Raw genomic sequence first — 12,823 nt, 5'->3', positions numbered from 1 at the left:
AGCCCGTTTTGATGCCGGGCTGCCGCACCCGGAGCCCGGCGGCCCTTCAGCGCGGCAGCACGGGCGGCTGCACGAAGTCTTCGAGCGACAGGCCCTTGTCGCGCAGCAGCGCCTCCAGCACCGGCTGCAGGGCCCCCAGGCTTTCCTGCACCGCCTCGCGCACGGTGTCCACCACCACCTGCGTGCTGCGCTCGATCTCGATGTTGAGGCGGTCGCCCGCCTGCTTGTGCTCGAACACCGTGGCGCGGCGCGTCTCGGGGATCAGCCACACCTCGAACCAGCCCTCTGCGCGGTTCACCTCGGAGACCGTCAGGCTCGCGCCGTGGATGGCGATGTAGCCCTTGGCGAAGACGTACTTGCGGAAGGCGGGCGGGATGTCCACGCGCCACACGCGGTTGTTGTCCGACTCGCGCACCGACTGCAGCGTGGTGGCGAAGTCGATGTGGCCCGACAGCGGGTGCCCGCCGATCTCGGCGCCGTCCCTGGCCGCGCGCTCCACGTTCACGCGGTCGCCCATGGCGTAGCTGCCCAGGGTGGTCACGTTCAGGCTCTGCAGCACCACGTCGAACGCCGCCGCGTTGGGCGGCAGCAGCTCGGTCACCGTGAGGCACACGCCGTCCACCGCCACGCTCGCGCCCACGGCGAGGTCCTGGCAGAAGCCGGGCGGGAAATCGATGATGAAGGTCCGCAGGCCTTCGCGGTCATGGATGGCGGCGAGGGCCGCCGTGGCTTGGACGATGCCAGTGAACATGCGTGTGGATTCCCGGTGCGTGGAAAAAGGCCGCCGGGGGCAGCGCCGCGCAACCGGCGGCCCCGAGGGTGCGGCAATTTTGCCACCCGGGTCGGGGCCCGCCGCCTGCAGGGTTTCAGCGCGCGCGCAGCAGCTCGCCCACTTCCAGCAGCACCAGCTCGTTGTCGTCGGCCCGGTTGGGCTCGCGGCTGGAGCTGAACGGCAGGTTGTTGTCGTTGCCCACCACGATGTGCGTGGCGTCCACCACGTCCACGTTCTCGATGGTGAAGAACGGGAAGGTGAGCACGCCGTTGTTCAGAGGCTTCTTTGCCAGGCGCTGCGGGTCCTGGATGTTCAGCAGGTCGATGTAGCCCACCTTGCGCAGCTCGGTGCCGGCGTTGGCATCGGTCAACTCCACCTTGTACACGCGCTTGAACTTCGCCAGGTCGTGGAAGCAGTCGGTGCGCTTCTGGCCCTCGGGGCAGGCCTTGTCGGCCGTGCCTTCGCCGTTGTCGCGCTCGATGATCAAGCCTGTGGTCTCGTCGATCATGTTGAAGTCGCCGATGGCGTGGTGGTTGGCCTCCAGCACGTACTTCCAGTGGCGGCCCGTCCACTTTTCCTGCTTCACGTCGAACTCCAGCACGCGCAGGTATTGTTTGCCGCCTTCCACCGCTTCGTAGGCCTTGGCCGATTCGTTCCACACCGGGCCTTCCAGCAGCGCGTAGAGCTTGCTGCCGTCCCTGGACGACGCCATGCCCTCGAAGCCCTTGGAGCGCTTGATCTCGAACGCCGGCGCCTTGGCATCGGGCGCGCCCGCGGCGGTGATGGCCGGGTGGTCGGGCGAGCGCACGACCTTGCCGTCCACCTGCGTCTCGAACACGGCCAGCACGCGGCCGGACAGATCGGCCTTGATGAGGTAGGGGCCGAACTCCTCGCCGATCCACAGCGCGCCGCCGGCGAACTGGAAGCTCTCGGGATCGAAGTCCGAGCCGGTCAGGTAGCGTTCCTTCGTGCCCTCTTCGGCGATGCGAAACGGTACCTTCTTGTCCGGGTCGTGCAGGAACACCGTCTTCTGGCGCTTGAACTGGCCGCTTTGGAAGTCCACCGTGTAGTGGTTCAGGTACAGCATGAAGTCCGGCGAGTTGGCCTTGGCCCCCGCCCCGTTGTCGGTCAGGATCCAGAAAGACCCGTCAGCCATGCGCTTGATGCCCGAATGGCCCTGCGCGGGCTGGCCCTTGAACGGCAGCGACACGCCCGTGGGTCGGCCGGCGGAGGTGCCTTCCACGCTGCCCAGCTGGTCCACGCGCTGCGGCGTGGTGAACTTGCCGCTGGTCTGCAGATCGGCCGGGGCATCCTTGGGCGCGGGAATAAAGGTCTGCGCCGGCAGCACCGCATGGCCGGCGAGCGTGGCGGGAAAAGCCTGCTGGGCGTGGGCGGGCAGCAGGGCGGCAGCGCAGGCCAGCAGGGCGAAGGGGGCGAGGCGGAAAGAGGGCAGCATGCGATGGCTTGTGGCGAACGAAAACCGCAACGATGCCGGCGCGCCGTTACAGGGCCATGACGGCGCTTTCCAGCGCTACTTCTGCGGCAGGGCCGCTTCCAGCCGCTGCATCTCTTCCTCCAGCGTGCCGCGGCTGCGAAAGTGGCGCTGGGCCTGGTCGTACCAGTATTCGGCGTCTTCCAGGTCGCCTTCCTGCAGATGCACGATGCCGTGCAGCCAGGCGCCCAGCGGCGTCGCATCGTCCTGCACCTGCTGGTGGGCCTCGTTCCAGCGCCCTGCGCGCAGGTGCGCCAGGATGTCGCGAAGGTCGGTCATCGGAAAGCTCCTTGTGGGGGTCGGCGGCGCCACGGCGGCTCGGGCGGGCGCGTTGTCTGCCGGAGTATCGCCGTGCAGTGTCGCGGTGCAATGGGAGCTTCGAGCCGGTGATCAGCCCGAGCGCTGGCGCGCGAGCGTCCACCACGCCGCCCCCACGATCAGCGCCCCGCCCAGCCATTGCACCGGGCCCAGACTCTCCTCCAGCCACAGCACGGCGAACAACGCGCCCCAGGCCGGCTCGGTGCCCATCAGCAGGCCCACGCGGCTGGGGGCGGTGTGTTTCAGCGCCCAGTTCTGCGCGATGAAGGCAAACACCGTGCAGCCCAGCACCAGGTACAGGCTCGCGGCCCAGAAGGCGCCCTCGGCCGGCAGGGCGGGCAGCCCGCCCGGCAGCGACACGGCCACTACCAGGCACCCCAGCCCCACCACGGCGGACTGCACGGCGGTGAGCAGCAGCATGGGCGCCTGGGCATGCCGCCGGGTGAGGCGGCTGGTGGCGCACACGGTCACGGCGCGCAGCGCGGCGGCGGCCAGCATCAGTCCGTCGCCCAGGCCCCATCGAATCTGCAGGCCGCCGCCCGCCAGCAGCGCCGCGCCCAGCAGCGAAACGGCCGCAAAGCCGAACACGGCGCCGGCCGGCCGCCGGCCCAGCATCCACCATTCGGCGAACGGGGTGAACACCACGCACAGGCTGATGAGGAACGCCGCCTGGCTGGCCTGCGTGTGCGCCACGCCATAGGTCTCGCACACGAAGATCGCCATCAGCAGCGCGCCCAGCGGCAGGCCGGCGCGCAGGGCGCCCTGCCATTGCGCCCGCGTCGCCCGCAGGCACGCCGGGGCCAGCAGCGCCGCCGTGAGCAAAAACCGCACGGCCAGGAAACCCAGCACCGGGTAGAACGCCAGCGCCCCCTTGGCCACGCCGTAGCTGGTGCCCCAGACCACGGCCACCAGCAGCAGGACGAGGTCGGCGCTGCGCAGCAGCGTGGCGGGGCGGGCGAGGGGCAGCGTGGTCATGCGGCGATCGTAGATTCATGCCGCGCCATCGATAATGGCCGGTCAGAGAACAACATTGGTTCCCCATGCGCACAAATGACGCCCTGGACTGCCTGCCCGACATGGCGGTGTTCGCCCGCGTGGCGGCGGCGGGCAGCTTTTCCGCGGCGGCGCGCGAACTGGGCCTGACCCCGTCGGCCGTGAGCCGCCAAGTGGCGCGGCTGGAAGGCGTGCTGCGCGTGCGGCTGCTGGAGCGCACCACCCGGCGCCTGCGCCTGACCGAGGCGGGCCACGCGGCGTTCGCGCGCTGCCAGGGGCTGGAATCGTGCGCGCGCGAGGTGCTGGCGCTGGCCGGCCACCATGCCGACGTGCCCAGCGGCCTGGTGTGCATGAGCGCGCCCAAGGCCTATGGACGCCAGCGGCTGCACCCGCTGGTGCCGTCCTTCCTGGCCGCGCATCCGCAGGTGGACGTGCAGCTGGTCATCACCGACCGCACCGTGGACCTGTTCACCGAGCACATCGACGTGGCGGTGCGCATCACCGACGCGCCGCCCCCGGGCCTGGCGGGCCGGCCGCTGGAGCCGGTGGAACACGTGGTGTGCGCCAGCCCGGCCTACCTGGCGCAGCGCGGCCTGCCGGAGCACCCGCGCGATCTGGCGCAGCACGACTGCCTGCCCCTGGGCGAGGACGAGCGCGACCGGCACTGGCGCTTCGAGCGGCCGGGTGGCGCAGCGGAATCCGCCGTGGTGAAGGTGCGCGGCCGCTACGTGGCCAACCACAGCGAGGTGCGGTGCGAGGCCGCCCTGGGCGGCCTGGGCATCGCCTCGCTGCCGGGCTTCACGGCGCAGGCGGCCCTGGCGGCCGGCACGCTGGTGCGCGTGCTGCCCGGCTGGCGCCACACCACGGCGTACTCCGGCATGGCCTGGCTGCTGTACCCGCCCAACCGCTTTCTGCCGGCGCGGGTGCGGGCCTGGGTCGACCATGTGGCGCAGGGGCTGGCCGCGCGGCTCGCATGAGGGGCCCGCGCGGCGCCTGCCGGTCCCTGCCGGTCAGTCCTCGTGCGTGTCGTGCGTGGCGGCGCTGCCCCGGCGCCAGTAGCCCGAGGCCTTGACCCACTTGGGGTAGGCGCCGCGCTCGCCCACCAGGTGCGCGCGCAAGGCCTTGGCCACGGCCGATTCGCAGGCCACCCAGGCGTGGAAGTCGCCCGCGGGCAGGGTCTGCGCGCGCAGCGCCTGCAGCAGGGGCTCGGCGGTGCCGGCCTCGGCGCCCTGGCGGTGCATCCAGACGATGCGGGCATCGGCGGCGGTGGGCAGGGGCTGCTCGTCGGCCGGGCCGTCCACCTCGGCCAGCACCAGCACGGGCGCGCCGGCGGGCAGTTCGGCGAGGCGGCGGGCGATGGCGGGCAGGGCCGTGTCGTCGCCGATCAGCACGTAGCCGTCGAAGGCGGTGGGAATGACCATGGAGCCGCGCGGGCCTCCCACGCCGATGGTCTGCCCGGGGGCGGCCTGCAGCGCCCATTGCGTGGCCGGGCCCGCGTCGTGCAGCGCGAAGTCGATGGTGAGGGTGCGCGCGGCGATGTCGTGGTGGCGCGGCGTGTAGTCGCGCATGGTGGGCCGGGGCGAGTCGGGCGCGAGGCCCCCGGTTTCTGCCGGCACGGCAAAGTCGATCCGGCCCGTGCCGGGGTCGGGCAGGATGAGCTTCACGTGGTCGTCGAAGCCCGCGCTGTCGAAGCCCTCCAGGTCGGGGCCGGTCAGGGTGATGCGGATGCAGTGTGGTGTGACGCGCTCGGCGCTTTGCACGGTGAGGGTGCGCCGGCGCAGCTCATGGCGCATGCGTTGGGGCGCGCGCGCCGCCAGCAGTTCGGGGGAAGGCTGCGCTGCGGCGGCGGCAGAGGTGGCTGGGGTGGTGGTCGAAGCGGACAGTGCGGTCATTTCAGGCTTTCTGCCGGGGCGATGCTGGCGTTGCGGAGGGAGGCCAGGGCGTCGTGGGGGCGCACTCCGGGCAACGGGGGAGCCGGGGCGGTCGCTCTGGGGCGTCCTGCAGGCCGGCGGGGAACAGGTTCTAAAGGCGTTCGATCTGCCGTGCCGCGGCGTCCAGCGCATCGGCGATGGCATGGATCTGCGCCTCGGCCAGCGGCTCGCGCGCCAGGCGAAGGTGCAGTGCATGGCGCAGGTTGTGCACGGCGCGCTCGATGGGCGCCGGGCGCTCGCCGTGACCGCCGCCGCGCATCGGCAGGCCGCTGGCCATGCGGGCCAGCAGCGCATCCACCTCGGTGCGGTGTTCGGCCAGGTGGTCGCGCCCCGCATCGGTCAGCGTGTGCAGCTTGCGGCCGCCATCGGCGGTGACGGTGACATGGCCCATCTCTTCCAGCAGGGTGAGCGTGGGGTAGATCACGCCGGGGCTGGGGCTGTAGGCACCGTTCAGCCGGTCCTCGATGGCCTTGATGAGCTCGTAGCCGTGGCGCGGCTTGTCGGCGATGAGCTGCAGCAGCACGAGGCGCAGGCCACCGTGGCCGAACACGCGGCCGCCACCGCCACCGCGCCGCCCGCCGGCGCCGTGCAGCTGGGAAATGTCGAGGTCTTTCATTGTGCTTCCGATATATCTTTTTCAATAAGATATATCGAAATACGATGCGCAATCCAACGGCTGCGCAATGCCCCCCAGCCGCAAAAGGGTCAGGCGAACGCCGCCGCGTGCCCGCGCGTGAAAGCCTCTTCGAACACCGAATAGCCCGACCAGTCCGCATGCGCGAACGCCAGCCGCGCGGTGCCGGGCGTGGGCGGCACGGGCACGCGCTCTCCATTCGATAGCGCATAGCGCTTGCCAGACGGGCGCTGGGGCGCGATTTTGCTGAGAAACGCCTGGGTGCCCGGCACCGGGATCGACATGGCGTGGCCGTAGCGCGTGATCTCCATGCGCCGCGCATGCTTGGCCAGGTCGGGGTGCGGCGCGGCCAGCCCGGCGAGGATGGCGTCGCGCCAGTGCGCCCAGGGTTGCTCCGCCAACTGCCGGCGGCCATCGGCCACGTCGCCCAGCGCCTGGTAGTAGGTGAGCACGGTGGCGGCCGGGCGCGGGTCCAGCCGCTGGTGGCCGGCGTTCACGTAGCCCAGGCCGCCGGGCGTGGGGTCGGCGTAGAGCACGTTGTCCCAGGCGGGGGCTGCGCCTTCGCGGTCGGCCAGCGGGGCGTCGATGTGGATGTTGGCCACCAGCCAGGGCGCCCACGACAGGCGCTGCGCCGCCTGCTGCAGGAAGCCGGGCGGGTTGCGCACCACGCGCGCCGCGATGAAGACCGGCAGCGCCACGATGCAGCGGCGTGCCTGCCAGCGCTCCACGCTTTCGCTCGCGTGATGGAACACGTCCACCTCCACGCCCTGGCGGGTTTCCTCGATGCGCAGCACCGAGCTGCCGGTGCGCAGCTGCCCGCCGGCCTGCAGCGGCGCGGCCAGGCGCTGGGTGAGCCAGCCGTTGCCCTCGGGCCAGGTGAGCACGCCCTCGCGGTCTTCGGTGGCCGCATCGCCGGGAGCATGGAAGCCGTGGCGGCTGGCGAAGTAGTGGATGCCCGCCCAGGCCGACACGCGCGCCGTGCCGGCGCCGTAGTCGTCGCGGCAGCAGTAGTCCAGGTACCAGCGCAGGTGCGTGTCGTCGAAACCCTCCTGCTCCAGCCATGCTATGAAAGTAATAGCGTCAAGCCCTAGATGAATCTGTGCTAGGGGCTGATTGGGCTTCCATCCTTTGACCACCGGCATGGTGAAGGGCGCCGCGCGGCCCAGTTCGGCCACGCGGGTGGAAAAGCGCCGGTACTGCGCCAGCGTTTCGGCGCCCACGCCCTGCACGGGCAGCAACCCGTCCTGCCACTGGCCCTGGAAGAACAGGCGCTCCTGCGGGCTGTGGCACAGGTGGCGCTCGTCGTAGCGCCAGCGCCCGGCCACGCGCTGGCGCAGGCCCAGTTCTTCCAGCAGGTCCTGCACCTCGCGCGCGCTGTCGCCCGGCACGGGCAGGTAGTGCGCGCCCAGCGGGCAGGCCAGGCCGGCCACGCTGCCGGCGCGGCTGTTGCCGCCGGCGGTGTCCTCCAGCTCCAGCACCACGAAGTCGTCGGTACCGGCCAGCCGCAGCGAGCGCGCGGCGGCCAGGCCGGCCACGCCCCCGCCCGCGATCACCACCTGGGTGCGCCGGACGATGTCGGGCTCGATCGGCCCGCCCTTCTGGAGCCGGTCGTGCAGCGCGTGGCCGCGCGCCATGTCGATGCCGGCAAAGCCACCCTCCAGTTCGGGCGGGGCGCCGCACCCGGCAAGGGCGGCGGCAGCGGCCGAGGTGGCCGAGGCGGCGAGGAATTGGCGGCGTTGCATGTGGGCGGTGCGGCCGGGCGGCCAGCGCGGTCAGTGGGCCGCCACCTTACCCCACTCCTGCTCGTAGGTGTGCACCAGCACCTGGTTGGACAGGCGGTTGACCTCGGCGGGCACGCGCGCCATGTCGCGCGGAAAGTCGAACAGCAGCGCCAGCGTGGGCACTGACAGGAATCGCAGCCCCTCGGGCAGCGCCTGCGGCAGGTGCCAGGGCCGGCGGCTGGCGATCACGAAGCCCCATTCGCCGAAGCTGGGCACATGGGCGTGGTACGGGGCGGTGCGCAGGCCCAGCGATTCGATGGTCTGCACCACCGTCCAGAAGCTCTGGCGCGCCACCAGGGGCGAGGTGGTCTGCACCACGGCGTAGCCGCTGGCGGACAGGCGCTTGTCCAGCAGGGCATAGAAGCTGTTGGTGTAGAGCTTGCCGATGGCGAAGTTGGTCGGGTCGGGAAAGTCCACCACGATCACGTCGAAAAAGTCTTGTGCCCCCACGCTCCCCGCTGCGCGTGGTTCGCTGCCCCCCGAGGGGGCCCCCGCGCCTTGGGGCGGCCCGGCGGCGCTGGAGTCTTGCGCCCCCACGCTCCCCTGCTGCAGCCACTGGAACGCGTCGGTGTTCACGACATGCACCTTGGGGTTGGACAGCGCCCCACCGTTCAGCCGCGCGAGCGTGGGGTCGTCGGTGAACAGTCGCGTCATCGCCGGGTCCAGCTCGACCAGCGTGACCGACTCGACCGAGGGGTACTTGAGGATCTCGCGCACCGCCATGCCGTCGCCGCCGCCCAGCACCGCCACGCGCCGCGGCCCGGCGCCGCCCGAGGCGAACGCCGCCATCGCCGGGTGCACCAGGGCCTCGTGGTAGCGGTACTCGTCGCGCTCGGCGAACTGCAGGTTGCCGTTGAGGTACAGCCGGTGCCCCGCCTTGCCCTCGGTGACCACGATGCGCTGGTAGGGCGTCGCGCGGCTCACCACGATGCGGTCCTGGTAGAACTTGTCTTCGGCAAAGCGCGTGATGTGCTCCGCGCCCACCAGCCCCGCCAGCAGCACGCCCACCACCGCCACGCAGGCCAGCACGTGCGCGCGCAGGCGCCGCAGTTCGTGGCGGAACAGCCAGACCGCCCACAGCGCCACCGCCGCGTTCATCAGGCCGAACAGCAGCCCCGTGCGGATCAGCCCCAGGTGCGGCACCAGCAGCAGCGGGAACGCGAGCGACACCGCCAGCGCCCCGAGGTAGTCGAACGTCAGCACCTGCGAGACCAGGTCCTTCAGCACCGCGTTGCGCTTGAGGATGCGCATCACCAGCGGAATCTCCAGCCCCACCAGCGTGCCCACCAGCAGCACCATGCCGTACAGCAGCACGCGGAACGCGCCCGGCGCGTAGGCGTTGGCCAGGAACAGCGTGGCCGGCAGCGCGCCGCCCACCAGGGCCACCAGCAGTTCGATGCGCAGGAAGTGCGCGGGCAATTGCCGTTCGAAGTAGCGCGACAGCCACGATCCCACGCCCATGGCGAAGAGGTAGGTGCCGATGATGGTGGAGAACTGCAGCACCGAATCGCCCAGCACGTACGAGGCGAGCGCGCCGGCCGCGAGTTCGTAGAGCAGGCCGCAGGCGGCGACGACGAAGACGCTGGCGAGCAGGGCGATGTCGATGGGGCGCGGCGCGGGCGCCGCGCTGGCTGTGGTGGTGGGCAACGAAGCGTCCGGCATCAGTGCTCCCATGCTTCGCCCAGCGCTTCGGCTTGCTGCAGCACCAGTTCGACGGCGCTGTCGGCTTTGTCGGGCGGGTATTTGTACTTGCGCAGGATGCGTTTGACCATCAGCCGTAGGCTGGCGCGAACGCTTTCGCGTCGGCTCCAATCCACCGTGATGTTCTTGCGAAGGTTCTCCGTTAACTCATGGGCAATTTTTTTGAGCGTTTCATCGCTCAGTTCGCGCACGGCGGCCTCGTTTTCGGTCAGCGCGGTGTAAAAGCGCACCTCGTCTTCGGTCAGTCCGAGCTTCGTGGCCAAGCCGTGGGCCTCGCGAAATTGGCGGGCCATGTCCAGCAGTTCCTCCATCACCTGTGCCGTTTCAATGCTGCGGTTCTGGTAACGGGCAATCACCCCACTCAGCAATTCTGAAAACTTCTTGCTCTGCACCAAGTTGCTGGCAAAACGGCTTTTGATTTCGCCCTCCAGCAGGCGCTCCAGCAGTTCCACCGCCAGATTGCGTTCGGGCAGCGCCTTCACCTGGGCCAGAAAGCTTTCGCCCAGCAGGCCGATGTTGGGCTTTTCCAGCCCTACGGCGTCAAAAATATCGACGACGCGCTCGGATACCACCGCGTGGCCGATGATCTGGCGCACGGCCAATTCGCGCTGTTCGTCGGTGCGTTTTCGGGCCGTGATGTCGCGCTTGGTCAGAATCACCCTCACCGCCTGCATGAAAGCCACCTCCTCGCGCACGGCTTTGGCCTCGTCCAGAGTGCAGCTCAACGTGAAGGCGTGGCTCAGTGCCAGGGCCATGTCGGCGAAGCGCTTCTTGCCGTCTTGCCCTGCCTGGCGCGGCAGGCCCAGCACATGGTTGGCCGCGCCCGCCAGCACGCGGTGGCCGCCGATCAAAAAGCTGCCGTAGTCAAACCCGTGCAGCAACGCCCGCAGCGCATCGAGCTTTTCCAGCACCACGCTGAAGGCTTCGTGCGCGTCCACCGTGGGACGGCCCCGGCCGTTGGCTGCGGTGTATTCCTTCATGGCGGCTTTCAGCTCGTTGCCGATACCGATGTAGTCCACCACCAACCCGCCTTGCTTGTCCTTGAACACCCGGTTCACGCGTGCAATGGCCTGCATCAGGTTGTGGCCCTTCATGGGCTTGTCCACATACAGCGTGTGCATGCAGGGTGCATCGAAGCCGGTGAGCCACATGTCGCGCACGATCACGATGCGCAGCGGGTCGGCCGGGTCCTTGAATCGCTTTTCCAGCCGCTTCTTCACCAGTGCGCTGTAAATGTGGGGGCGCAGAAGCGGTTTGTCGGAGGCGGCACCGGTCATCACGACCTTGATGGCGCCTTTTGCGGGGTCGGCGTCGTGCCAGCAGGGCCGCAGGCGCACGATTTCGTCATACAGGTGCACACAGATGTCGCGGCTCATGCCCACCACCATGGCCTTGCCAAATTGAGCATGGTTTCGTTCTTCGAAATGCGCCACCAGGTCTTGCGCCACACGGGCCACACGGGGCTCGGCGCCGACTATTTGTTCCAGCGCGGCCCAGCGGCTCTTCAGGCGCGATTGCACGCTTTCTTCCTCGTCCTCGGTCAGCTCGTCCACCTCTGCGTCGATGTCGGGCAGTTCCTCGGCCTTCAGGCCGAGCTTCACCAAGCGGCTTTCGTAAAAAATGGCCACGGTGGCACCGTCTTCCTTGGCCTGCTGCATGTCGTACACATGGATGTAGTCACCGAACACTGCGCGGGTGTTGCGGTCGGTGCCGCTCACCGGCGTGCCCGTGAACGCAACGAACGTAGCGTGCGGCAGGGCATCGCGCAAGTGCTGGGCGTAGCCCACTTGGTAGCGGCCCGGCAGATCGTTGCCATGGATGGGAGGCGTGAATTCGACGCCGTGCGGTGGTGCGATGCCATCGCCAGTCACTATGGGTTTTGTAGCTGTCTGCGCCGGATACGGGTGCGCTGAAGCTGTTTTCTTTACCTTGAACCTGGCCTCGAATCCATACTGCGTGCGGTGGGCCTCGTCGGCAATCACCACAATGTTGTGGCGGTCCGACAGCATGGGATAGCTGTCCTCGTCTTCGCCGGGCATGAACTTCTGGATGGTGGCAAATACGATGCCGCCGGAGGGACGATTGGTCAGCAGCGTGCGTAACTCCTGCCGGGTGCGGGCCTGCACCGGCTGCTCGCGCAACAGGTCTTGCGCCAAGCCGAACACGCCCAGCAACTGGCCGTCCAGGTCGTTGCGGTCGGTGATCACCACGATGGTAGGGTTGTGCAGTGCGGGTTCCTGCATCACGCGGGCGGCAAAGCAGGTCATGGTGATGCTCTTGCCGCTGCCCTGCGTGTGCCACACCACACCGCCTTTTCCCTTGATGCTCGGATCTGCGCCACGGCCCGGCGTGGCAGCGGCCACCACTTGCGCAATCGCGGCGCGCACCGCATGGAACTGGTGGTAGCCCGCTATCTTCTTTACCAACTCGCCATCGTCCTCGAACAGCACGAAAAAACGCAGGTAATCGAGCAGGTAGTGCGGCGCCAGCAGGCCGCGCACCAGCGTCTGCAGCTCGTTGAACTGGCCTAGCGGGTCCAGTTGCACGCCGTCAATCGTGCGCCATGCCATGAAGCGCTCGGCGCTTGCGCTCAGCGATCCCAGCAGGGCCTCGGAGCCGTCCGAGATCACCAGCACCTCGTTGGTATGGAAGAGGTCAGGGATCTGCTCCTTGTACGTCTGGATCTGGTCGTACGCCTTCCACACGCTGGCGGCCTGGTCAGCGGGATTCTTCAATTCCAGCAGCACCAGCGGCAGCCCGTTCACGAACAGCACCACATCGGGTCGGCGCGTGTGGCGGGGCCCGCGCACGCTGAACTGGCTCACGGCCAGCCAGTCGTTGTTCTCTGGCGCGTCCCAATCCATCAGGCGCACGAAGTCGCCCATCGACTCGCCGCCCCATTGGTACTGCAAGGGTACGCCCGCCACCAGCAGCCGATGAAAGCGCCGGTTGGCCGCCAGCAGCGCGGGTACGCCCAGGTCCTGCATCTGCGCCAGCGCGTCTTCGATGGCAGTGGCCGGCACGCCGGGGTTCAACCGCACCAGGGCAGTCCGCAGACGGCGTTTCAGCAACACCTGGCGGTAATCGTTGCGCTCGGGCGCTGGGCCGTCAGGGGCGATGTCGGGACCGGCAACGTGGACGTAGCCCACATCCTGTAGCCAGGCCAAGGTTTCGCGTTCGAGCTGGTCTTCGGTCATGGCA

The 12,823-nt window shown here is 69.3% G+C and carries 10 protein-coding genes; 1 reads left to right on the top strand and 9 read right to left on the bottom strand.

Annotated elements, in window-relative coordinates; genetic code table 11:
- Nucleotides 1-46: 46 nt before the first annotated feature.
- The 4 genes from M5C96_RS00380 to M5C96_RS00365 form a co-directional block, all read right to left on the bottom strand.
- Complete coding sequence (locus M5C96_RS00380; RefSeq protein ID WP_272566469.1) at nucleotides 47-751, bottom strand: riboflavin synthase subunit alpha; 705 nt, start codon at nucleotides 749-751, stop codon at nucleotides 47-49.
- A 115-nt stretch (nucleotides 752-866) separates the two neighbouring features.
- Complete coding sequence (locus tag M5C96_RS00375; RefSeq protein ID WP_272566467.1) at nucleotides 867-2,228, bottom strand: esterase-like activity of phytase family protein; 1,362 nt, start codon at nucleotides 2,226-2,228, stop codon at nucleotides 867-869.
- A gap of 75 nt (nucleotides 2,229-2,303) precedes the next feature.
- Nucleotides 2,304-2,543 (bottom strand): hypothetical protein, encoded by a 240-nt coding sequence (locus M5C96_RS00370; RefSeq protein ID WP_272566466.1) that lies wholly within the window; start codon nucleotides 2,541-2,543, stop codon nucleotides 2,304-2,306.
- A 111-nt stretch (nucleotides 2,544-2,654) separates the two neighbouring features.
- On the bottom strand, nucleotides 2,655-3,557 hold the full coding sequence (locus M5C96_RS00365; protein WP_272566465.1) for a DMT family transporter: 903 nt from the start codon (nucleotides 3,555-3,557) through the stop codon (nucleotides 2,655-2,657).
- A gap of 65 nt (nucleotides 3,558-3,622) precedes the next feature.
- Between M5C96_RS00365 and M5C96_RS00360 the strand changes: the two genes are divergently transcribed.
- Nucleotides 3,623-4,552, top strand: coding sequence for a LysR family transcriptional regulator (locus M5C96_RS00360; protein ID WP_272566464.1), 930 nt, complete (start codon nucleotides 3,623-3,625; stop codon nucleotides 4,550-4,552).
- A 33-nt stretch (nucleotides 4,553-4,585) separates the two neighbouring features.
- Here the strand turns inward: M5C96_RS00360 and M5C96_RS00355 are convergent, their stop codons facing one another.
- From M5C96_RS00355 to M5C96_RS00335, 5 genes are all read right to left on the bottom strand, one after another.
- A complete protein-coding gene (locus M5C96_RS00355; RefSeq protein WP_442867347.1) occupies nucleotides 4,586-5,467 on the bottom strand; it encodes a siderophore-interacting protein in 882 nt (293 codons plus the stop codon).
- A gap of 130 nt (nucleotides 5,468-5,597) precedes the next feature.
- Nucleotides 5,598-6,122, bottom strand: coding sequence for a PadR family transcriptional regulator (locus tag M5C96_RS00350; protein ID WP_272566463.1), 525 nt, complete (start codon nucleotides 6,120-6,122; stop codon nucleotides 5,598-5,600).
- An 89-nt stretch (nucleotides 6,123-6,211) separates the two neighbouring features.
- On the bottom strand, nucleotides 6,212-7,882 hold the full coding sequence (locus tag M5C96_RS00345; protein ID WP_272566462.1) for an FAD-dependent oxidoreductase: 1,671 nt from the start codon (nucleotides 7,880-7,882) through the stop codon (nucleotides 6,212-6,214).
- A 30-nt stretch (nucleotides 7,883-7,912) separates the two neighbouring features.
- Entirely contained in the window at nucleotides 7,913-9,583 is a 1,671-nt protein-coding gene (locus M5C96_RS00340; protein ID WP_272566460.1) for a polyamine aminopropyltransferase, read from the bottom strand.
- A complete protein-coding gene (locus M5C96_RS00335) occupies nucleotides 9,583-12,819 on the bottom strand; it encodes a type I restriction endonuclease subunit R (protein WP_272566459.1) in 3,237 nt (1,078 codons plus the stop codon). The genes M5C96_RS00340 and M5C96_RS00335 overlap by 1 nt, the downstream gene beginning before the upstream one ends.
- Between the last annotated feature and the right edge of the window lie 4 nt (nucleotides 12,820-12,823).

The sequence above is a fragment of the Acidovorax sp. GBBC 1281 genome, from assembly GCF_028473645.1.
Taxonomy (GTDB): Bacteria; Pseudomonadota; Gammaproteobacteria; order Burkholderiales; family Burkholderiaceae_C; genus Paracidovorax.
Note: the sequence above shows the minus strand (reverse complement) of the source record. Positions and strands in the feature narration are given on the sequence as shown.